This is a genomic window from Luteolibacter sp. Y139, assembly GCF_038066715.1.
Lineage (GTDB): Bacteria > Verrucomicrobiota > Verrucomicrobiia > Verrucomicrobiales > Akkermansiaceae > Haloferula > Haloferula soli.
In genome coordinates this window covers 380,176-403,997 of record NZ_JBBUKT010000004.1, presented here as the reverse complement: position 1 = coordinate 403,997, position 23,822 = coordinate 380,176, and the positions used below count along the sequence as shown (strand labels likewise).

12 protein-coding genes are annotated in these 23,822 nt (G+C 63.6%); 7 read left to right on the top strand and 5 right to left on the bottom strand.

Translation table 11 applies throughout. The features are described 5' to 3' along the window. Window positions 1-52 precede the first annotated feature (52 nt). Both WKV53_RS12785 and WKV53_RS12780 read right to left on the bottom strand, forming a co-directional pair. A complete protein-coding gene (locus WKV53_RS12785) occupies window positions 53-6,121 on the bottom strand; it encodes a DUF3857 domain-containing protein (RefSeq protein ID WP_341404989.1) in 6,069 nt (2,022 codons plus the stop codon). A gap of 46 nt (window positions 6,122-6,167) precedes the next feature. Then, window positions 6,168-7,610 (bottom strand): phospholipase D-like domain-containing protein, encoded by a 1,443-nt coding sequence (locus WKV53_RS12780; protein ID WP_341404988.1) that lies wholly within the window; start codon window positions 7,608-7,610, stop codon window positions 6,168-6,170. 182 nt (window positions 7,611-7,792) lie between these two features. On the opposite strand from WKV53_RS12780, the gene WKV53_RS12775 reads away from it, so the two are divergent. The 6 genes from WKV53_RS12775 to WKV53_RS12750 all read left to right on the top strand — a co-directional run bounded on the left by WKV53_RS12775 (window position 7,793) and on the right by WKV53_RS12750 (window position 13,798). Further along, a complete protein-coding gene (locus WKV53_RS12775) occupies window positions 7,793-10,546 on the top strand; it encodes a phosphoenolpyruvate carboxylase (RefSeq protein WP_341404987.1) in 2,754 nt (917 codons plus the stop codon). 198 nt (window positions 10,547-10,744) lie between these two features. After that, on the top strand, window positions 10,745-11,482 hold the full coding sequence (locus tag WKV53_RS12770; protein ID WP_341404986.1) for a pirin family protein: 738 nt from the start codon (window positions 10,745-10,747) through the stop codon (window positions 11,480-11,482). A gap of 47 nt (window positions 11,483-11,529) precedes the next feature. Next, complete coding sequence (locus WKV53_RS12765; RefSeq protein WP_341404985.1) at window positions 11,530-12,156, top strand: YceI family protein; 627 nt, start codon at window positions 11,530-11,532, stop codon at window positions 12,154-12,156. Window positions 12,157-12,269: 113 nt separating this feature from the next. Further along, complete coding sequence (locus WKV53_RS12760) at window positions 12,270-12,707, top strand: hypothetical protein (protein WP_341404984.1); 438 nt, start codon at window positions 12,270-12,272, stop codon at window positions 12,705-12,707. 10 nt (window positions 12,708-12,717) lie between these two features. Beyond that, a complete protein-coding gene (locus tag WKV53_RS12755) occupies window positions 12,718-13,140 on the top strand; it encodes a hypothetical protein (RefSeq protein ID WP_341404983.1) in 423 nt (140 codons plus the stop codon). 82 nt (window positions 13,141-13,222) lie between these two features. Next, on the top strand, window positions 13,223-13,798 hold the full coding sequence (locus WKV53_RS12750; RefSeq protein ID WP_341404982.1) for a L,D-transpeptidase: 576 nt from the start codon (window positions 13,223-13,225) through the stop codon (window positions 13,796-13,798). A 94-nt stretch (window positions 13,799-13,892) separates the two neighbouring features. On the opposite strand, the gene WKV53_RS12745 is transcribed toward WKV53_RS12750, so the two are convergent. The 3 genes from WKV53_RS12745 to WKV53_RS12735 all read right to left on the bottom strand — a co-directional run bounded on the left by WKV53_RS12745 (window position 13,893) and on the right by WKV53_RS12735 (window position 23,041). Then, entirely contained in the window at window positions 13,893-16,619 is a 2,727-nt protein-coding gene (locus tag WKV53_RS12745; protein WP_341404981.1) for an FAD-dependent oxidoreductase, read from the bottom strand. 161 nt (window positions 16,620-16,780) lie between these two features. Continuing rightward, complete coding sequence (locus tag WKV53_RS12740) at window positions 16,781-20,236, bottom strand: beta strand repeat-containing protein (protein ID WP_341404980.1); 3,456 nt, start codon at window positions 20,234-20,236, stop codon at window positions 16,781-16,783. A 33-nt stretch (window positions 20,237-20,269) separates the two neighbouring features. After that, entirely contained in the window at window positions 20,270-23,041 is a 2,772-nt protein-coding gene (locus tag WKV53_RS12735; RefSeq protein ID WP_341404979.1) for an FAD-dependent oxidoreductase, read from the bottom strand. Between the two features lie 242 nt (window positions 23,042-23,283). On the opposite strand from WKV53_RS12735, the gene WKV53_RS12730 reads away from it, so the two are divergent. Beyond that, window positions 23,284-23,820 (top strand): sigma-70 family RNA polymerase sigma factor, encoded by a 537-nt coding sequence (locus WKV53_RS12730; protein WP_341404978.1) that lies wholly within the window; start codon window positions 23,284-23,286, stop codon window positions 23,818-23,820. Window positions 23,821-23,822 lie beyond the last annotated feature (2 nt).

The following is a 23,822-nucleotide window of genomic DNA, read 5'->3' as shown; positions in this document are numbered from 1 at the left end:
TCGGAGCACTCCAAGCACGAAGTGCTCCCACCCTTTCGCCTCACCAGCCCCCTCACTTCCCCGCCTCCCCCAGCGACTTCAGCAGCTGCGCGGCTTCCAGGAATGACGACCCCTTGAGGGTCCCCTCCTGCATCACTTTTTCAAGATGAGGCCGCGCAAGCTCGGGCTTGCCCATTCCCACTTGAGCCACCGCGTTGAGATAGTGCAAGCTGGTGTCATCATCGCCCATCCGGTCCTTCACCGGATCAAGCGCGGCGAGCATCCCCTGCCAATCTTTGCTGAGCCGCGCCACACGCGCCGTCATGAGCGCCTTGGTCTCCGGATCGGCTGACAGCGACACCATGTCTTTCCTCCACGCTTCGGAGAGCAGTTCCTCACGGCCGAAGGTGGAAGCCAGCGCGAATGCCCGTCGCGCCGAGGCGACCGACTCCTCATACCACGCGGTCATCATCTCCTTCCGGATGACTTCATCCACCGACTCGCGCACCAGTTCCAGTTCATCCTTGCGATCGAGCAGTTCAAGCGCCGCCGCGTAAGTCGAGATGCCGATGCCATCCAGGAATTCGTCCGGATTGATCGCATTCATCAGGCTCTCCATCCCGGCCTTGTCCCCGTTTACCAGCAGCGCTTCCATGGTGGTCCCATAGACCGCGAAGCCGAGCCGGCTCATTTTCTTGGCATCGGCGATGACCTGCGGCACGTCCACTGGATCTCCCGGCTTGAAGTCGCGAAAGGCCTTCCAGAAAGCAACCAGGCCTCCCGTCGCTTGACCCTTGTTTGCCTTCAACCCGCTATCGATCACCGCATCCACTTCCTTCCAATTCCCCCCGGCCGGACGATCCAATCCCGTGAGCGCATCACTCAGCGCCAGAGCCGCGACAAAGTCCTCCTTGATCCCCAGCGCCAGCTTGAAGAATTCCAGCGCCTTCGCCGGGTCCGCCGGCTTGCCTCCCGGACAGAACCAGAAGGACGGGGCCTTGAACCAATGCACATTCGCGGTGGCATCATGCCCGGACGGGGCCATCACGATCGCCGCGCGCACACCTTCCGCCTGCCATTCCGTCAGATCATTCAGTCGCTCCGCATCCAGCCGCTGCTCCCAGTCTGCCGGAGCCTCCTTGGCCACCCGTTGGAGCACCGGCAGGAAAATCTCCCGTATCGACCGATCAAGCTCGATCGCTGGCTTCGCGGAGTTCGCCATGCGCATCCAGCTGAGGCGGTTGGTGAGCATGCTCCCGGAGGTCCCGGGAGCCAGCTTCCACGATTTCGTCGCATCGCGCATCGCCTCTGCCTCCTCGATGTCACCCAGCGTGAGGAGCATCGCGTGATACATCGCGGCCAGCCCTACTTCCACGGTATCGAGATCCTTGCCCGTGAAGCGATCCATGATTTCCTTCCGCGCTCCGGCGTCTCCCTTGCGCGCCCGGGCAATGTCCTTCAGCAGCGGATAGTAGCGCTTGGCGTAGGCCTCGTTGTAAGTTCCAAAGACCGGCTTCTCGCCCAACTTCGTGACCAGGTCCACCCGTCCCGAGACCGTCGCCATCACCGCGGCCTTCCACAAAAAGGGCAGGCGCAGCGAGGGAGGCAGCGCCTCGTCATCGAGCACATGCGACCAGATCGCATAGGCCTCCGGCCAGGTCCGCGAAGATTTCGCCGCCTCCGCCAAAGCCTCCCCATACGCCTGCTCGCGCACGGCCGCACTGGCCCGATCACTCAGCGCGATCAGCAGTCGCAAGCGCAGCTGCTCGGCAGGATGGAAGCGGGAGAGGTCACCCGCCAGGATCTTGTCGAGATCCCCGACACGCGGGTCATCCAGATCCTTCGGCCCCACGTGCGCATACCACCGCGGTGCCAGCTTCTCGATGAAGACCTTGACCGACGCCTCCAGTCCTTGCTGCTGGTCGGTCGCTTGGGTCAGGCCATCCAGCTTGGCAGTCACAATCGCCAGCGACTTCTCGTCCGACTTGATCGCCGGATCTGCCGACTTCTCCTTCAGGAAGGTGACTGCCTCCGCCTGCTTGCCGGACTTGATCAGAAGCTCGGCATGCAGCGAAATCCACGAGCCAAGGTTCACGAAAGCCGGTCCCTTTCCGATCACCGCCGTGGTGATGCCAAGCGCATCCGTCAGCCTCTCACCCGTATTCGCCGCCGCCAGCGCGAAGACATAGCCGGAGCGCTCGCGATGCTCGTCATCGCGGCCCGGAGCTTCCTTCCATTGCCCATCGAGCACCTTCAGCGCCACCTTCGGCTCACCCCGGTCCACCGCCATCGCTGCATAGAGCCGCTGGCAATGCGCCATCACCGCAGGCTTGGCGATCGCCACCGCCGCGGCCCCATCCTCTAACAGCCGCAGCTGGATCGAGACCGACTGCGGGCGCAGCGGCCGCACATACGTCGTCACCATGCTCTGCAGGCCGAAGATCTGGCCGGGCAGCCAGCGGAAGGAAAGCGCCACCGAAGCGAAGTCCTTCCCCACCGCAGCTGCATCCTTGTCCGCCACCGCCTTGCGGCACCGCACATCCATCGCCGCCCCCTGATCCGGGAGATAAGGCCGCACCTTGGAGATGTCTTCGAGGCCGAGCGTTTTCAGAACCGGCAGGAAGCGTTCCTTCCACCATCCGTCCATGCGCTTCCATTGCTCCAGCGTGGCCTTCTCATCCCCCGAAAGCACGATCGCATCTGCAATCGCCAGCGCCAGCGGCGAGTCGTCATAGGTCGTCTCGGGGACATCCGCCAGCAGCTTCCACATTGCCAGCGCCTCCTCCCGCTCTCCCGCATGCGCGAGCATCAGCCCGGCACGCAGCAATCCCTCCGCCACCACCTTGAAGCCATGGCGGTCTTCCTTGAACTTGCTGTAACACGCGGCCGCTTCCTTCCACCGCCCTTGAAGCTCGTGCACCTCGCCCAGCGCTTCCCAAGCTGACTTCACAAAGTCCGCCGGGATTCCTGCGTCTTCCGTCATCGCCCGGTCGATCGCCTCGGCCTCCTTCAGCTTGCCGGTATCGCGCAGCTTCCAGGAATGGGTGAAGCGGCACTCCCAGTAGTGGTCATCCGACTTCGGCAGCGCCGCGGTCACTTCCGCCAGCTCATCGAAGATCGCCGCATCATCCTTTCCTTCCGACGCCCTGAAATAACCGAACAATTGCCAGACGACGCGCGAAAACTGCGGCGTCGGCTCGTAGGCGCGCAGATAGGCCGCAGCCAGCGCGATCCACTTCTTGCGATCCTTCCCATACAGGCTGTCCAGCTTGGCCTCGGTCGCCGCCGCGGTTTCAGCCGGCTTGGTTCCATCCAAGTACGATGAACCTAGTTTTCCCAAAACCTCGAGAGTCCGGGTCCTCACCGTGCCATAGGCCTGCCCGCGTCCCACCCAGCTTTCCAGCGCGGCAGCAGCCGTCGCGAGCTGCTTCTTGCGCTCTTCCTCCTGCGCCAGGTCGCGGGCACGGGTCAGCCACGGCAAGAGTTCCCCAGCCTTCTCCAGGGCAGCATCGGTCACCTTCTTGAGAACGGCGTCAGCATCCTCGTCGAAGGAATCCAGCTCATCACCTTTCGCCAGCATCTCCGCCAGCCCCTCTCCCTCCCCGGCCGCAATCATCGCCGGAATCAAAATCTCCAGCGCCTTCTCGCCGGACTCCCCGCCGAGGGCCACCGACTGCTTCAGCAGTTCCAGCGCCTCCTTCGGCACCGGCTTGACCTCCGCCAGCCATTCACCGGCGAAACGAGCCGCCCACCCGCGACGGAATTCCGACACGCTCCCATCCGCCGCCAGTTCGCGCATGATCTGCAATGCCGGTTCTTTCTCGCCGGTCTCGTCCAAGGCCACCGCATGCAGGTAACGTCCCAGCGCGAAGCTGTCCGCATCCACCCCTTCCGGACGACGCGCCGCCAATGGAGCAAACTCCTTCACCGCCGCGGGGTAATTGTTCTCCAGCACCCGCAGATACGCCATCTGCACCCGCACGTCATAAACCGTGCCCGGGTCATTCGGGAAATAACTCAGCACCTTCTCCAAAGCCGCACGACGCTTGTTGGAATCCGACCCCGCCGGGAACAAGCGATTCACCAGGTTCATCTGTCCCTGGCCGGTCGGCATCAATGGCATCTCCACCTGACCCGCAGGCACCGCCGGCTTCTCCGGAGCCTTGCCTTCCGCCTGCGTCAGCATCAGCGGCACGCCCAGCCATGCTGTCAGCGAGCGGTTCGCCTGCGACGGTGCCGCCACCGCTTCCGCGGAAATCACCGATTGCCGGCAATCCAGCAGCAGGCTTGCCGTACACTTGCCATCACCATGGGACCACGATGCCTCCGCGAGATAGGCCGGTGTGTCCAGCTTCAGCGGCGCCGGCAGCGACTCCGGCCGCCAGCCCGCTGGCAAGCGCACCGTCGCCTCCACCCGCGTCCGATCACGCCATTGGAAGTACGAGGATGTCCGTACTTTGCTGTCCCCATAGTCGTTGAATAGCGAGGAGGACGAGGGAAACGGCAAGCTCAGCCGCCCGCCCTGGTCGCGCTGGCGCGCCGGACCGGTGAGATACGCCTTCACCGTCACCTCATCCACCACGTCCTGCTCGGCAGGCAGCACCACGTCCACCACTTCCGCACCATCGATGAACTCCTCCACCAGGCTCGTCAGCCGGTCGCGGGCGCTTTCGCGGTCGACGCCGCGGTAGGCATTCGCCAGCCGCACCGCGTAGTACCCCTTCGAGGTCATCGAAAGCCATCCCGTCAGACGCCCTTCCTCATCCACCGCTAGGTCGAAGTGATAGAAATCCTCGCCCGCCTCCACTTCCGGCGTCTTCAGCCACTGCGCCTTCCCGCCATTGATCGCCAGCACATCCCGGCCTCCGGACGATGGACCTAACAATCCCGGCCGCCCGTGGCGGATCGTCGCATCGCAAAACACCTGCTCCACACCACCGCCCTCCACCGGCAGCTCCGCCACCGCGATCGCATGGTTGAAGTGCCGGAAGTCGGGGATGCCCCGGTGCACGATGCCCGCGTCATCTGTATTGACCAGCACCACCTTCGCCGGAATACCGCGGTCACGCAGCATTGTCACCAGCAGGTTCGCCTTGTCCTTGCAGTCGCCATATTGGTTCTTCCAGACAGTCCCGCACGTGTAAGGCTGCAATCCGGAGACACCAAATTCCAAGCCTTCATAGCGCACATCGTTCGCCACATGATCGTAAAGGATCCCCAGGATCTCGCGCGGCGACTTCGCCTCTTTCGTCCACTCCGCGACCTTCGCCTTCAACTCGTCATCGAGCACGTCCTGGCCGGAAATCAGTCCCTGATACCACGCCGCCATTTCATCCCAGTTCGCAAACGTGCCGATCCACGTCGCCGGGCCCACCTGCGCCGCCGGTGCGGGGTTCGGTTCATAGGCCGGACGCCCCGCAGGCCCCCGCTTCCACTCGCGCCGCAAGCGTCCCTCGGGAGCCGGCAGTTCGGCCGTCTTCACCTCCTTCGCCGCCACCGGATAATCCTTCAGCTTGCCCTTCCATGCCGCGGGGAAATCCAGCACATGGCGGATCTCGCCGACCGGCCAACCCGCCGACCAATCGATCACGTTGCTATAGCCACCTTTGACCTGCGGCTCCTTCCGCTCATACACCACGATCGCCTCGCACAGCACGCCGGGCTTCACATCGGGAAAGATCACCACCAGATCCTGCGCATCGTCATAGGTGCTCGCGGAGGCGCGGTTGCCCTTCTGCAGGAAAGCCGCATTCGGCCCCAGCAGCTTGCTCGTGCCATCCGGCAATACCGTTCGCGCCAGCGCGAGGTGCACCGTCTCCTGCCGGGAATAAAAGCGATAGCGGTCGTTCGCCGCCGCGTCCGCACCCTTCGCCGAATACGGCTGCACCACATAGTGAACCGCACGCAGATAAGTGCCGTCCTCCTCCACACGAGTCACCTGCTCGCTCAGCCGTACCGTCCCCGGCTCATCCTTCCCCGCATGCGGATCCTTCCTCGCGGACAGCTCGTCCAGCGGCGTGAGCAGCGGACGCATCGATGCCTCGTAGGCCGGCGGCGGGGTCGTCGAAACCTCCGCCCGCAGCACTGCCGCGGCGACCAAGTTAATCAGGAGAAATGCGATCCGCTTGCCTCGAGTCATCATGACGGTGCCAGCCCACCGAAAATCCCCTGGCCCGGCAAGCACGCCATTACAGCTGATCCGCCACCGCCTCCGCAATCGGCGCCACCGGATCCGTCGTCTCCTCATGCCGGATCCGCTTTGAGGCACTGAAGTCCGGCTGGAAGATCTTGTTCTCCATCTCCCGGATCGCTCCCGGATCGGAGAAAGCGAGGCACAGCTCCCGGTTGATCCGCATGCTCAGCGTGTCGAGGTTCGCCGAGCCCACCTGCGCCCAGCCATCGCAGAGGATCACCTTCATGTGGTTCATCTTCGGATAGCGATACACCTTCCCACCGGCCTCGATCAGCCCGCGGGCCGTTGCCAGATTTCCCGCATCCATGATCTTGGAATCACCCTTGGCAGGCAGGATCACCCGCACATCCACCCCGCGTCGCGCCGCAGCCTCGAGCTCCCGCGCGATGTCATCATACGCGAAATAAGGGTTCTCGACCCAGATCCGCTTCTTCGCCGCACGAACGCCTAACAGGGTCGCCTTCAGGATCTGCTCCTGCCCTTCCGCCGCATCGGTGCGCAGCATCCGCAGCGGATAGCCCCCATCCACCGGCGCAGGCCTCCGGAAAAACCCCGGCTTCCGGAACAGCGCCAGATCCCCCCACGGCCCCGCCTTCCGCCACGCCCGGCCAAACTCCCGCGACAGGCTCTCCACGATCGGCCCGTCCACTTTCACCATCAGGTCGTGCCACTCCGAGTAATACTCCCGCCCCATGTTCATCCCACCCATCATCGCCACCTTGCGGTCGAACACGACCAGCTTGGTATGGTCGCAGACCAGCCACGGATTGAGCGAACGCCGGACTTCCACCTTCGATCCGCTCTTCAAGTATTTCGCGATATCCGCCGGTGGCGAGAAGCCATCCGGCCGCGGCGTCTCCGGTGCCGCCGTGTGGGCGAAGGCACTCCCCATGTCGTCGAAAAGAATCCGCACCGGCACCGTCTCCGCCTTCCCCTTCAGCCGGTCGGCATACTTCACCGCCACATCGTCGTTGTCGTAGATGAAGAATTGCATCCGCACCGACTCCTTCGCCGCCGCGATCTGCCGGTCGAGTTCGGGGAAGAAACTGCGGCCATCCACCAGCCAGCTCAGCTTCCCGGACTCGCGCCCCGGCAAGCGCCGGCGATCTAGCAGCCGCTCGAATTCCTCCGTGCCCGGCACCTCGGCGGGCAGCGGCGACAAGTCCGTGGGCACCGGGAGAGTCCCGCTCACCAGTCCCAGCGGCCGGTGCCACAGCACCGCCAGACCGGTCCGGATCGTCGTGTAAGGCTGCCGCACGGCGGACAGCCCGGTCGACCTCACGACGCTCGCCACCAGTTGAGTATTCCCCGTGGCCGTGTCACTCGCCTGCGGCAGGCTTCGCGCGGAGCGGTCGGAAAGGGATCCGCAGGCGGAAAATAGCAGCGGAATCACGGGCCACATCATCCGGGTCGCTGCCTGCCGCTTGGGGGTCTCCATGGTTTCGACAATGACGCCGCAGCACCGCTTCTTGCAAGCGACGGATTTTGTTGGAAAACGGACCTCCCGGGAATTTTCGCGTCATTATCGAGCCGATCATCCCCACAGGGACGGGCGGTGACGGCCCTGCCACGCATTCGGCTTCCCGCCCCGGCATCCCGGCTGCTTCACTGGCCGCGCCGATGACCGAACCGCAGCCGACCCGCGAACAGCTCCGCCTTGAGGGCTTCGAATTGATCGATGACACCCTCGCTTTCCTCATTGGCTGCCTCGGCGATGCCTTGAAGAGCCTCGGCGAAGACGACCTCATCCCCTACCTCCCCTGGTCCGGCACCGTCCCGGATGAACATCCGCCCGAGGGCACCCAGCAGCTTTACTCGATCGGCTTCCAGCTTCTGAACATGGTCGAGGAACGCGTCGCCGCCGCCATCCGCCGCGAGCGCGAAAAGGTCATCGGCCCGGATTCCATCCGCGGTCTCTGGCCCCGCGCCCTCGGCGAAATGACCGCCCTCGGCCTCGGCCCGAAGGAAATCCTCGACGTCCTCGCCGATGTCGACGTCCAGCCCGTGCTCACGGCCCACCCGACCGAGGCCAAACGCGCCTCCGTCCGCGAACGCCACCGCGCTCTCTACGAGGAACTCGTCCGCAACGAGTACCCGAAATACACCGACCGCGAACGCCGCCGCATCCGCGAGCGCATCGTCACCGCGCTCGAAACCCTCTGGCGCACCGGCGAGATCCACCTCGTCCGCCCGGACATTTTCCGCGAGCTGCGGGACGCGATCCACTACCTCCGCGACCTCTTCCCGTCCGCCCTCAATCGTCTCGACCTCCACTTCACCGAGGCCTGGCGCGACGCTGGCTTCCCGCTGGAAATGCTCCGCGCTGCCGGAAACATCCCGCGCATCTCCTTCGGCTCGTGGATCGGCGGCGACCGCGACGGCCACCCGCTGGTCACCCCGGAAGTCACCGCCAAGGCCCTCGGCATGATGCGCCGCGCCGCATTCCGGCTCCTCCGGCGCGAGATCGAGCAATCCGCCGGGCAGCTCACCCTTTCCCGCCAGCTCAATGAAATCCCGGATGCGCTGGAGCGACGCATCGATGAACTGACCTTCTCCCTCGCCAACGAAGATCTGACGAATGATCTCCACGACCGCCATCACGAGGAACCCTGGCGTCACCTCGGCGGCCTCATCGCCGCACGCCTGCAAGGCCAGGTCGAGGGCAAGGACGGCTACAAGACCCCGAAGGAACTCGATGCCGACCTCGAGCTGTTAGCCTCCGGCATCCGTGACGCGGGTTGCGTCCACGTTGACGAACAGATCCTCCGCCCGCTCCGCCAGAAGCTGGAAATCTTCGGCTTCCACCTCGCGCTGTTGGACGTTCGCCAGAATTCCGAATTCCACGACAAGGCCATCGCCCTCCTGCTCTCCGCCGCCGGCATCCCCGAAGGCGAAAGCTACGCCTCATGGCCCGAGGAAAAGCGCCTCGCCTTCCTCAATGAGGAGCTCAAGTCCCCGCGCCCCTTCCTCCACGATACCGCCCGCATCGGCGGCGAGGCGGATCTGGTGCTCGACTGCTACCGCGTGCTTGTGAAGCACCGCGCCGAGTGGGGCGATGCCGGTCTCGGCGCGCTCATCGTCTCGATGACCCGCCAGCTTTCCGACCTGCTCGGCGTCTTCCTCCTCGCCCGCGAAGCCGGTCTCATGGAGCACGATGCCGAGGGCTCGTGGTGCGCCCTCGAAGTCGTGCCGCTGTTCGAGACCATGGATGACCTCGACCGCTCGCCCACCATCCTCGGCCCCTTCCTCGATCACCCGATCACCCAGCGCACCAACGCCAAGCGCGCCGGCACCGCCAAGCCGAGCCAGCAGGTCATGCTCGGCTACTCCGACTCTAACAAGGACTGCGGCATCCTCGCCGCTCAATGGGCGCTCCATCGCGGCCAGGAAGCGCTGACCAAGACCGGCAACCAACACGACGTGAAGCTCTGCTTCTTCCACGGCCGCGGCGGCACCATTTCCCGCGGCGCCGGTCCCACCCATTGGTTCATGGCCGCGCTTCCCCACGGCGCGATGAGCGGCGAGTTCCGCATGACCGAGCAGGGCGAAACCATCGCGCAGAAATACGCGAACCTCGCCAACGCCACCTACAATCTCGAACTCCTGCTCGCCGGTGCCGCGATCACTACCGCCACCCATCGCCACACCGCGCCAAAGGCCGACCCCGCCGAGCCCTTCCTCCCCTTCCTCGCGGAGAAGAGCCAGCAGGCCTATCAATCGCTGCTCCGCACCGAAGGCTTCATCGACTTCTATCGTCAGGCTACCCCGATCGATGCGCTGGAAAACTCGCGCATCGGTTCGCGCCCCGCCCGCCGCACCGGCAAGAAAGGCCACTCCATCGCCGACCTCCGCGCCATCCCCTGGGTCTTCTCATGGACCCAGGCCCGCTTCTACCTGCCCGGCTGGTTCGGCGTCGGCTCCGCATTGGAAGCCCTGCAAACCAACACCCCCGGCGAGTTCCAGGAACTCAAGAACGCCCTCCGTCACTCCACCTTCCTCGGCTACGTCTTCACCAACGTCGAAACCAACCTCGCCTCCGCGAACCTCGACCTGATGCACGAATACGCCGCGCTCGTCGAGGACTCCGCGCTGCGGACGAAGTTCATGGACATCATCGTCGCCGAGTTCCACCGCACCCGCGATTTGTTAGAGAGCCTCTACGACGGCCACCTCGACGGCCGCCGCCCCCGCATGGCCAAGACCCTCGCCATCCGCGAGGCCCCGCTCAAAACCCTCCACCGCCAGCAAATCGCCATCCTCCGCGAATGGCGCGCCCTCGTCGCCAACGACAAGGAAGCCGAAGCTGAGTCCATGTTTCCGAAGATGCTCCTCTCCATCAACGCCATCGCCTCCGGCCTGCGCACCACCGGTTGACGCATCTACTTTCCTCTGCTTTTTGCTTTCCTGAAAACTGAACACTGAACGCAGAAGTCGCGTTAGCGACCCTATCTCTCCGGCAAAGCCGCTTGCCGCGTGGACCGGAGGTCAAAACTAGCAAACTTCAAGTCCCACGCATGCTCAGCCTGCCGACACGGCATTAGCCGCCCGCCAAATCCATGGCAGGATGGGCACGTGAAAACAAACACGGACACCGAAACCAACACCGGCCTCACCTTCCGCCGCTCCGGCGAACGCGGCCATGTGGACCACGGCTGGCTCGACAGCCGCTTCACCTTCTCCTTCGCGGACTACTACGATCCCGCGCACATGGGCTTCCGCTCCCTGCGCGTCATCAATGACGACCGCATCGCCCCGCGCGGCGGCTTCCCGACCCACCCGCACCGGGACATGGAGATCTTCTCCTACATCCTCGAAGGTAGCCTCGCCCACCAGGACAGCATGGGGAATGCCCGCACGCTGAAGCCCGGCCAGATCCAGCTCATGAGCGCCGGCAGCGGCGTCACCCACTCGGAGTTCAATCCCTCCGCCGGTGAAGGCGCCCACCTGCTCCAGATCTGGATCCTCCCTCGCCAGCGCGGTCTCCAGCCCCGCTACACCGAGTGGACGCCCACCCCTGAGCAAGAAAACGCCTCCAAGGTGCTCGTCATCTCACCCGATGGCCGCGACCACTCCGCCACCATCGCCCAGGATGCCGACATCTACCGCCTCAAGCTCCAGCCCGGCGAAACCGTCACCCACGCCCTCTCGTCCGGCCGCGGCCTCTGGCTCCACCTCATCCGTGGCAATGCAGAGCTAAACGGCACGGGAATTTTTCCCGGCGATGCCGCCTCCAGCGAGCGCGCCGGCGACTACACCATCACCGCCACCACCGAACCCGTCGAAGCCCTGCTCTTCGACCTCGGCGCCTGATCCCTTCAATTCCAACACCATCTAACACACATACACCGTCACGAATCATGAAAACCAGCATCCTGACCATCCCCGCCGCCCTCTTCGCCTTCGCCGTCATCTCCTGTGAGAATCCGGCCGACAAGACCGCCGCCGCCAACGTGAAGGAAAAGGTCGAGAAGACCACCGACACCGCCTCCGGCACCAAGTATGTCTTCACGCCCGAGTCCACCATCGGCTTCGTCGGCTCCAAGGTCACCGGCTCGCACAATGGCGGCTTCAAGACCTTCACCGGCCACTTCACCGTGAAGGACGGCAAGCCCGTCGGCAACGACCACAAGGTCGTCATCGACATGGCCTCCACCTTCGCCGATGCCGAGAAGCTCACCGGTCACCTCAAGTCCGCCGACTTCTTCGACGTGGAGAAGTTCCCGCAGAGCACCTTCGACGTGACCGAGCTCAAGGCCGGTGAAAACGGCGCTTACACCGTGGCCGGGAACTTCACCCTCCACGGCGTCACCAAGAACATCAGCTTCCCCGCCACCGTCACCCAGGGCACCGACTCCGTGACCATCAAGTCGGAGTTCAATATCAAGCGGAAGGACTTCGGCATCGTCTACGCCGGCAAAGCCGACGACCTCATCCGCGATGAAGTCGTCATCAAGCTCGACCTCACCGCCAAGCCGGAAGCCTGATTCCCCGAAATCATCCCCAGCGTCCGGAGGCCATGCCTTCGGACGCTTTTTCGTGGGGTCATCCCGCGCACTCGACATCCGCCCGCCCTTTCCCCCAGCATCCCGGCAACGGCATGCCCATCGACCTCACCGACCGCGTTCTGCAGTTCCGCCAAGCCGCCCATCAGCTCGGTGCCGCCCCTTCGCCGGAGGACGTGGCCACACTTTTCCGCGCCGTGGTCATGTACCCCCTCCCGGCGGATGCCGCCGAAGTCCCCGGCACCACTGAAGGCGAGGTCCTCGACCGCTACCGCGTCTACCCCGAGAGCCCGCGGATTTCCGCGCTGGTCTCCACCGACATCCCCGCCACCGGCACCTGGGACCACCCGGTCACCCACTTGGACGCCTCCGCCGTCGACCTCCGCCTGATCTCCTTCTTCGACTGGGAAACGGCAGACCTGCGGTATTTCCAATACCTCCGAGTCCGCATCGTCCACGCCAACGACCCCACCCTCGTCGGCCGCGATGCCCTGCTTGAAGCCGCCGATTGCCGGGTCGAGTACGTCGACTGACGGATCTGGAATGGACGCTTGGTCGATCGTCGGCTTCCTCCACAGCGGACTGCTTTGGATCGCCACCGGCGTTTCACTGCTCTGGATTTTCCGCCGGATCGAGGACCCCCACGCCGTCCGCCTCCTCGCCCCGGTCCTGATTCTACAGGCCATCGTCGCCCTGCTCGAGGGCTACGCCCTCGGCATGGAGCCGTTCATTGCACGCTACAGCGGTGCGAAATACACGCCCGGAGCCGAGGCCATGCACCTCCGCCTGACCGGCCCCTACTGGTGGGCCTACGGGCTCTTGGTCGCGGCCAGTCTCGCCCCCATCGCCTTCCTCATCCCCAGGGCCCGGCGCTCGATGCTAGTCGTCACCGGGCTTTCCCTTGCCTGCTTCACGGTCATTTTCGCCAAACAGCTCCTCGCCCTGGCCGTCGGCGCCCCTTCCTGAGACCCGCCCTTTTTCGGGTTTCCGAAGGACTTGGCCAACGGCGCAATCCATGCTAACAGTATTGCCCTCTCCCGTCCCCAGCATGACCACCTCGCTGCTGTCCCGCATCGCCACCGCCACCGCCGGCCTCACGCTGGTAGCCTGTGGCCCCGTCAATATCATCAACAAGGGCCCTCTCGCGCAGAAGGCCGAATACGTCCTCTACCAGTGGCACGACGATGGCGGCCCCGGCGAGGTCAAGGTCCGGATCGACCTCACCGAGCAGCAGGCCCACTACACCCGCGGCGGTCGCGACATCGGCTGGTCCTACGTCGCCACCGGCAAGGAAGGCCACGGCACCCCGTCCGGCACCTTCCGCATCACCGAAAAGCTGGAGGAGAAGTATTCCGGCAGCTACGGCTGGATTGAGGATGAATGGGGCAATGTCACCAATGGCGACGCCACCCCCGGCACCCGCGTCCCTGAGGGCGAGCGCTACGTCCCCGCCCCCATGCCCTACTGGATGCGCATCACCGGCCACGGCATCGGCATGCACGCCGGCGTCATCCCCAAGCCCGGCGAAACCGCCTCCCACGGCTGCATCCGCCTGCCCAAGGAATTCGCCCCCGTCCTCTTCGACGTCGTGAAAGTCGGCACCCCGGTGACGATCTCCCACTAAGCCACGTCCCCGCTTTCCACCACTGATCACTGATCACTGATCACTCGGCACTTTTCTCGTGCCTGAAAACTTCCCACTGAACACTAGCAAACTTCTACATCCTCCCCCCCGTCAGCTTCCACTTCAGCAGCGGCAGGACGACCTTGCTCAATCCTGCCGCTACCGGATGAACCCCGTCCGGGACCCACGACTGGAAAGTGGCAAGGTCGCCCTGCTGCAGCGCCGCCCAGGCCGGCTGATGATCGATCAGCATCAATCCGCGCGTGGCGGCGACGCTACGATACATCTCGTAGTAGGCGGCGAGATTCGGGCGCAGCGTCGCGGACGCATTGCTGCCGGTCGGTGAGTTCCACACCGTGTTCATCGTCTGCAGGATGATCTCGGACTTCGGATTCTGCGCCAGGATCGCATCGATCATCGCATTCAGGTTCGCTCGCGCCTGATCCACGCTGAGCTGCGGCGTCCCATCGCTGTAGAGAAACGCGTCGTTCATCGCAAATTCGATGAAGACCGTGTCCGGATGATGAGCCAGCACCTTCGTCTGGAGCTGCGCCAGGCCCTCCGCCGAGTTCTTTCCGCTCATCCCGCTGTTAATCATCGTCAGCAAGTTTGGATACTTCGCCGATAGCCACTGGCTCATCTGGCTCACCCACGCGCCATTCGCCGTCAGGCTGGTCCCATAGACCACCACCTTCCGCGGCTGCCCCGCCGCAAGCGCCGCGACCAATGCCGTTGGTTCCGTCTGACCCGGCTCCAGCTTCCGCAAGTCGCTGTCATCGCTTTCCGAGGCAGGGGAAAACCCCACCGCATCGGCGACAACATAGCCATTCGCCCCCGCATTTTTCACGATCACCTTTTCCACCCCGTTGAAGGAGCCGAGCAGGTTCCATTTCCCGCCGTCGTTCCGCTGATTTACGGTGATCGTCGTACTTCCTCCGGCACGGACGATCTCTACCGGCACGTTCGTCGCGCGGTTCGCATGAGAGGTCCAGCGCATGAAGACGCGCTGCATCCCCGTCGTCCCGGCCGGCACGGAATAAGCGACCTGTTTGCTCCCTTGGTCCGCATTGCCGTCGTGCACATAGTCCGACCCCACGAAACCCGTAGTCGAGGTCCCGGAAGTCCAGGCACCGGTCACCGCGACGAGCGCGACATCGCTGTTATCCACCACCGACATCGGCGCGGGCATCGCCGCCTCCCCGAGTGCCTGGCTGGCCGCCAGCAATGCCGGGCGGAGCTTCGAGTAGGGAACCTGCTGCACCGGAAGGTTCCCATCGATTGCCAGATCCGCCGCGATCGCCGCCGACTGCGAGAGAATCATGAACACCGGCTCCATCCGGATCGACCCGAAGGCCATGTGAGTGGCTGAAAGACTCCACGGCACCAGCAGGTTCGCGCACTCGCCCGCCTTCGGCACGATCGAGCGATACGATACCGGATAGGGAGTCCCCACCGGCATCTGCACATCCCCTTCGTTTACCACCTGCCCGTTCTTCACATGGCGCTGCGCGTGATGCGAATCCATGTTGTAAGCCGCAAGCCCGATCGAGTCGGGGGCCACCAACGCCCCGCTGCAGTGCGCCTGCCTCATCACATAGTCGGATACCATCCGCCGCGCCTCGCGCACATAGAGCTGCCACGGCCAGTTCCCATTGTCCGTGAATTCATCCGCGGGCAAACCCCACTTGGCATACGCGTCGCGGATCGAAGCCGGCACGCGCGGGCTATTCTGCAGCGCCCAGATCAGACCGCGCTGCCAGTTCTCATGCTCCTTCGCCAGCGCCTGCCGCTGGTCGTGATTGAGCGTCGCCCAATTCCAGCCCGGCCCGTAGTTCTTCCCGATGAAATCCGTCGAGATGCCGCCGGTGTTGTTAGAGTCCGTCTTGCGGTTCGGCATCAGGTCGAGCTTGAAGAAGCCTCCCGTCTGCCCCGCATCGATCGAGCGGAAAAGCAGTTCGTAGTCGGCCTCGTTGTATCCCGGCGGCTTGGCCACCATCACGCGGTTCGCCGCCACGTCCGTCAGCACCATCCGGAAACAATACGCCTGAAGCCGGTCGTCCGCACTCCCATCGCTGCCGCCCGCATCCGCATTCACACCCGGCAGCAGACCGCTCGCCGCATTGCCCGGCGTCACATACGGATCGATGCCGGCACGCAGCTGGTTCTTCGTCGCCCGATCGGACTGGATTCCATTGTAGTTCTCTCCATTCGCCGCATTCGCCTCGCGGCCCACGGTGAAGCTCACTCCCGCACCCGGCAGCAGGTCGCCCTCATAGCTCGCATCGATGAACATCTTCCCTGCGAATTCGCGGCCGTCCTCCAGCTTCAGCCGGTTGATCTTGCCGCCACTCATCACCACGCCGCCATCAAGCTTCAGCCGCCCCGTGATCACCGGCACGTGCTCCTCCGCGATCATCGAGCCAAAGACGGCCTCCGCCACCTTCGGTTCGAACACCGAGGCCACCTGCGTCGTGTCATTGAATGCCGGCCCGCCCTGCCCCGAATTCCCGAAGCTCGCGCGGCTCTGCCAATTCCACGCACCGGCATCCTGATAGCGCTGATAGACCCGGTGGTAGAACTCACGGCTCAATCCCCCAAGAATCGAGCTCTTGCCAAGGTCCGTCCACCCAAGCCCGCTCGTCGTGAGACCGCCGAGATGCACCGTCGGCGAAACCAGCACCACCGATCGCCCCGACTTCGCCACCTGCACCGCCGCAATCACCCCGCCCGAAGTGCCTCCATATACGACCACATCATAGGAAGCAGGCTCGGCAAAAACGGGAAGCACCAGCGCGGCAAAAACGGGAAAAAATCGATTCAAGGTGTATTGAGGTTAAGTCGGAGAAAGTCCCGGCTCCATTGCAAAATTGTCATCCGCCCGAGGGAGACACCGGCGATTTCCTTGGCCGAGTGCAGCGAAACCCATACCGGATTCAACCGCAACTTCGCCATGAAAACCGCCGGCATCTCAGCGGATTGAAGTCACGGATTGGGTTCGGTCTTCACCCGCAGGAATCCCTTGGCGGGGAGACCTTCGGAGGCATTGAGCCGGAAGCGCCGATATTCATATTCCGCGGGGAGTCCACCGGGACCGGTGGCAGGCGAAGCTTCGCTGACTGCACTGGTGGGGAACACCAGATCGAGCGAGCCTTCGATCGTGTATTTTACGCCATCCGAGATGGCTGACAGCGGCGAGCCCGTGAAGACGGGTGAACCGCCGGCCTTGCGAACCGCGAGCGTGATCGTCAGCTCCTTTTGCGCGTTCGCATTGGTGTCCTGGAGAGCCATCACATGATAGCCGCTATCCGCGATGTTGTCAGGCGCACCGTTCATCGCGAACTCGGCGAAGTTGCTGATCCCATCGTGATCGGGATCCGCGTCCTTGCCGACGATGGCAGGATCGGTTTCGCCTGGGAAATAGTTGCCGATCCAATTGTCGAACGGAGCTGCAACATAGGTGGCAACCGAGAGCTTTCCGGTCGATTCGGTGAACGTCCATGCGATCCCGCCATCCACCAATCTCCAGATTCCGGAGTTCACCTCCGTCTCGGCAAAGTCTCCGGCATAGCTAGTCACCGCGAAGGTGCTTCCGTAGGTCACCGTCAGACCGGCGGTATTCACCAGCGTCCATGAATTGCCGGGGGTCGCGTTGGCACCGAAGATGTCGATCCGGAGCGTGCCGTCATATTGAAGGGTTCCGCTGCCGCCCACCGAATTGGTGAGACCGTTGGTCGTCGGATAGCACAGCAGTTCACCGGTCGTGCCGATGGTGAGATGCCCCCCCGCATTGATGGTGGTATCGGCAGTGTAGGTATTGTCACCGGTGAGGGTCTGGGTAGCGGTCCCTCCGACAACGAGTTTGACATTGTCCTGAATGACGCCGGGAAAGCTGCCGGCCGTCGTCGGGTTGAGCGTCAGGGTCGAAAGAGTGAGCCCGGAATTTTTAACGATGGGCGGGTTGAGTCCGTTGGCATTGGCGGCTCCTCCGAGTGCCGCCACGGTTTGGTTGAATCCCGCGAGATCGAAGGTCGGCGAGCCGGTGGCTCCGGCGGTATTCCCGACGATCAGATCGACGGAGGTCGGGAACCTGTCATTGCCGGAAATCATGATGGCTCCACCGTTCGAGTAGAGACGGGTGGGTCCGGTCCACAAGCAGGTGCCCGCGATGGTGATGGTGTCCAAGGCGCTGTCTCCGGCGCGGAAATAAGGACTTATTCCTGCGAGCGCCTCGGAGATCGTTCCGGTTAGAGTGAGGGTGGAGCCGTTCTGCACGCCGATCCGGGTGGTTCCGCCGGTGCCGGTGGTTCCGGACAGGGCGATATTGCCAGCCCAGGTGACGTTGCCCCCCTGCGCTTGGAACGCGCCACGCTGGTTGGCGGCACCGGTGTAGAAGTAGTTCTGGTTGACCTGTCCGGGTCCGGCGATGGTGATGGTCTGGCCACTGCCGTCGGTGATGTTGCCGGCAAGGGCAAAGGTGGCGTCGGTCGCGACCGTGATATTGCCGGTGGTATTGTCCGCAGCTTCCTTGATCACCGCTCCGGCGTTGATGGTGACGTTGCCGGAATACGAACTGTTGGGGGTGGCGAATCTCGCGAGTCCCGAGCCGGTTTTGGTGATGCCGGTGGTACCGGTGATCCCGCCGGCACCAGTGAAGGTATAGGCGGTGGTGTCGTAGTCACCGGTGTTGGTGATATCGATCGAGAATGGCGAGCGATTGGAGTCGAGGGTGACGGTATTGATGCCATCGACCGCATCCGTAATATTGGGGAATGTCACCACGGCTGGCTCGGCATAGGCGGCAGCGTTGGCGTTCCAATTGAGCGAGGAGGTGTCCCAGGTGCCGTCACCTTTCGAGTAGGTGAATGCCACGGCCGAACCGGTGGCCACGGTGATTTGGATGGAGGTTCCGGTATCGACCGGCGGTCCCGTCAGCGTGAGTCCCAGCGGAAGATTGCCAGCGACAGGGGTTCCGGTGCCGTTCTTCGTGGTGTAGTTGAGAAGGGTGATGGTCGTCGATCCACCCGGGATATTGATACCGGTGAGGTCGATGGTATAGTTCGCGTTCGCATTGAGGGTGCCAACAGCGAGCGCGGGCTGGTTGGCCGCGTTGTAGGATCCAAAGTCGAACTCAAGGCCACTTCCCGCATTGAGCGAAACGGCGGGGACGTTTGCCGGAGTGGCCCCGGATGAGTTGATCTTGAGGCGCGCGTTATTGTTGACCGTCGTCGCGCTGATGGAGTTCGGAGCGACGATGGCGAGCTTTCCACCATTGATCGTGGTCGCGCCGGTATAGGTGCTAGCGCCGGTGAGTGTGAGCGTGCCGGTTCCTTCCTTGGTGAGTCCGCCGCCGCCACCGCCATCCAGCAGGGGCTGGGCAATGACCACGTTGCCATTGTTGCCGGTGACTCCGTCGGTATTGATGATGGCCCCGCCGGATTTCACATAGGCAAAATCCAAGCCCGACATGAAGGTGGCCGCCGTCGTGGTGCCGGGTAGCACTTTCACTGTGCCACCGTTGAAATTGAACGTGGAGTTGGTCACACCGGTGCCGGTCTGCGCACCTTGGAAGATGCGGGCGACGGTCATGGTGCCTCCGTCCAAGTTCGCGGTGGCATTGCAAACGGTGCTATTCCCCGCGGTGACCGGACCGAAGCGCAGGCTGCCGTCAACGGTCTGGTTGTTGAGTTCTCCGGCCGTCATATCGAGAACGGAGGTGGAGGTCTGGCCGCTGGTGTTATTGCCGAGCACCAGGGTGCATGCAGCCACGCCGCCATTGGCCATCGTGACCGTGCCACCGGAAATTTTCAGCCGGTGCGTGTTGGTATCCACCACGGTGGAGCCGACGACGCCACTCCGCGCGCACAGCAGAGTTCCACCGGTTTTGACGTCCAGCGTGGTGCCGTTCCGCATTTCGAAGCTGATACCGGTGCCCGGGTTCTGCAGCACGGCTCCGCCGTTGGCGGTGCCTGAACCGACGTTGAGCGTTCCACCACCGAACAAGCCGAGGAGCCCCGGAGTGCCGCCCTTCTTGACGGTTAGATTGTCACCGATGGTGGCGGTCTTCCCGGGAGCGACCCGGATGGAGCAGTCGGTGGTGCCGGTACCCAGCGAGATGGTCTGGGCCGCAGCGGCCCGCAGGGTGTAGCCGGAGTTGTTGAAGGTGAGCGAGGTCACGGACTGGCCCGTCGTGATCGGGTCCCCCACCGTGACGGCGTAAGTTCCAAGATCGTTCGCCGCTTGGAAGGTGGCGGTGTCTCCCGTCGCCCAGGTCGAGTCCGTGGTGCCGTTGTTCCAGTTGGGACCGCCGTTCAGCCAAGTGCCGCTGCCGCCGGTAACGGTGGAACCATCGCCTTGCGTCACATCCCAGATCTGGGCGGCGCCATGGGCACTGGCAGTTAGAACAAACAAGGCAAGAAGTGGAGTTGTTTTGGGTCTCATGGGTCTTGGGTTGGGGAGTGAATCGGGAAACGGTTAGGGAGTGACGTTGAGTCGGAAAAATCTCGTTCCATCGGCCAGCGGAGTGGAGGAGCGGACGGGAATCCGGATCTGCTGGATCTGGCCGTGATCCTCAACCGGGGCGTGCAGGGGCAACCGCGGCGACTCGCTCCAGTGGGACATGTCACTGGATTCCTCGACGACATACTCGAGACCGGCTGCGGCGCGGGCGCGGTCGAACTGGAAGTAGAGGAGATCTCCCTGCGCCAGCAGGGAAGTGCGGGGCATCTTCCCGGTGCCGCTGAAAAACCGGAGGAGATTGACCACGCCGCTGCCATCCGGATCTGCGAACGGGCCGGAGATGGCCGGGTTGCCGAGCTGCGTTGGATTGAAGTGGTCGAAGCGCCAGGAGTCGAAGGCCGTGTCGCGCACGGTGATCGTGACGGAAGTGGTTCCAGCCAGCGAATAGGCGGCGCTGGGGGACAACTGGAGGACGAGAGTCTTCTCGCCTTGCGGAATGGCGGAGGAAACAGCGGCGAGCGGCAGTTCGAATTCACGCCTGCCCGCCGGTATGACGACGGCTCCAGTGGGCTGCGGCGAAAAGCCGGAAGCGCCAGCACTTCCCGACATCTGATAGAAAACCTGCAGCGCGGAAGCAATGTCGCCATCACGGCTGAATACGACGGACCCCGGCACGCTATCGCCGCGGGTGGTGCCGGGGACGGGAGAGAAGATCTGGACTGTGGTCAGCGCGCCGACCGGCGTCCACATCGCGGCGTCGGCGACGACGTATCCATTGGTGCCCGTGTTTGTTAGAAGCAGGTTGCCGGTGGTTCCCGCGGTGAAGTTGAAGACGCCGAGATCGAACCACGTGCCGCCGTTCTGCTGCTGGTTCACCGTCGCGCTGCTGGTGCCGCCGGCACGGGTGATGGTGATCGGAACATTGGTGGCCCGGTTGGCATGGGCGCTCCAACGGAGCGAGACACGATAGTTCCCGGTGGTAGGGATCACGGGAGTGAAACGGACGGATTTCTGTCCCTGCCCCTCATTGCCATCGTGAAGGTAGCTGGCTCCGTTGAAGCCGGCGGTTCCGGTTGACGCGGTCCATGCTCCGGTGATGGTGACGCCGGTGGCATCCTCGGAATCGACGACAATGCCGGAGGCCGCGGACTGGGTGAGCACCTGGCCTTTCACCCTCAGCACCGACGCCAGCTTCGCGTAGGGAACCTGTTGGACGCTGGTGCCATCATTGATCGCCAGTGCGGCGGCCACGGCCGAGGACTCTCCCATCGCCATGAAGACGGGCTCCATCCGGGCCGAGGCGAAGGCCGCATGCGAAGCAGAGAGACACCAGGGAACCAGCAGGTTTTCGCACTGGCCCACCTTCGGGATCAGCGAGCGATAGGAAATCGGATAGGGCGCGGGAACCTCCTCGCCTACACCACCCTCGTTCTTCACCGAGCCGTTGTCGTTGAAGCGCTGGATATGGTGGGAGTCCATGGTATAGGCGCCCATGCCCACGGAATCCGGCGCGACGATCGTACCCGCGCAGTTCTTCGTGGTCATCACGTAGTCCGAGACCATTCGACGCGCCTCGCGCACATAGAGCTGCGGCGGGAAATGGCCGGTATCCGTGAACTCGTCCAGCGGCAGTCCCCAGCCGGAATAGAGACCGCTTGCGCCCACTTTCGCCAGTACACGCGGGTGATTCTGGATCGTCCAAAGCAGGCCGAGATGCCAATAGGCGTGCTCCGCGGCCAGTGCTGCTCTCTGCTGGTGATTGAGCGTGGACCAATCCCATCCCAGCCCCCAATTCCTGCCGATGTAGTCGAGGGAAACGCCGCCCTTGTTGTTGGAATCGGTCTTCGCATTCGGCATCGCGTCCATCTTCAGGAACTGCGTCTGCCCCGCCTCGACCGCACGCAGCACCAATTCGAAATCCTCATCCTTGTAGCCCGCAGGCTTCGCCACCATCACGCGATTCGCCGCATTGTTGGTAAGGCACAGCCGGTAGCAGAATGCCTGGAGCGCTCCATCGCCGGTGCCGTTCGGGGCTACACTGGCGTTGATACCGGGCAGCAAGCCGCTCGCCGGATTTCCCTTCACCTTGTACGGATCGACACCTGCCACGACCTCGTTGGTCACCGGGTTCTGCACTCCGTTGATCGATTCCCCGTAGACCGAACTCGCCTCGCGGCCGACGGTAAAGCTGACACCCGCTCCCGCCATCACATCGCCCTCATAGCTCGCATCGATGAACATCTTCGCCACGAAGACGCGACCATCCTCAAGCTTGATGGAGGTGATCCGCTGGCCGGTCATAGCCACGCCATCGTCGAGATCGAGCAGGCCGGTGAAAACCTCCACCGTCGTCTCGCCAAGCATCTCATCATAGATCTTCGTGGCGACCTTGGGCTCGAAGATATACCCAAGCTGGTTGGTCTGGTCGAAGCCGGAGGTATGCTGCCCGGCCATCGACTTGACCGTGTTCCAGTTCGGCTGCGCGGCGTAGTGAAGATAGACGCGGTGGTAGAAATCCTTGCTGAGCCCGCCGACGATTTTTGTTCCCTGGTTTCTTCCCAGATCCGTCCATCCCAGGCCGCTGGTGGTGAGCCCACCGAGCTGGACGGTGGGAGACACCAGCGCGACTTTCTTCCCCATCTTCGCCGCCGCCACCGCAGCGGTGATGCCGCCGGACGTGCCGCCATACACCACCACATCGAAGTCCTCGGGATGCGCAGATACCGATGCGGCACAAAGCGAAAGAACCAGGAAAATGGCGGAACGGATGGGTGAAACAAGCTGCATGAGAAATCTGGGAGGAGGGCGGGACGCGCCTCCAGTGGCTTCGGGTTGGGAATGGCAGGAGCCGCGCATCACGCGGGATGATTGTGGGTTTTTGCCTCGCCCCCGGTGGGTTCTGCCGGCGAACGATCACGGATGAATGCCCGCTCCCCGCCCGGACTTAGCAGCGGATTTGAAAATTCTCCCTCTTGCTAAGTTTTCTCCGCCCCGGATCATTCTACCCCTGACAGGAACCGATGCCCGCAATGCACGAGGACCCACTCACTCCCGAGGAAGCCCACACCGCCAAGGTGCAGGGCCTTTTCCTGCAGTATCAGCCTGCGGTGCGCGGCTACATCCTCGCCATGATCCCGGATTTCTCGGCCGCAGATGACGTCATGCAGGAGACTTTCCTCACCGTCACCCGCAAGGCCTCCAGTTTCGAAATCGGCACCAGCTTCCCGGCCTGGGTAAAAACCATCGCCCGCTTCAAGGCACTGGAAGCCATCCGCGCGCGCCGCTTCGAGAGTCTCTCGGAAGAAGTCTTGCAGGCCCTCGGCGCCGAGCCACGCGAACTCCGCGGGGATGCCGATGACCGCCTCGCCCTGCTCCGCGGTTGCCTCGATCAGCTCGCCCCCCAGGCCCGCCGCTCCATCGACTACCGCTATCAGAACGACCACCTTCCTCCGCAGATCGCGGACCTCATGGGCTGCACCGTGCAGTCGGTAAACGTCACTCTTTCCCGCGCACGGACTTTCCTTCGCGACTGCGTGCAGCGCAAGATGGCCCCCACCCCTTCCTGACG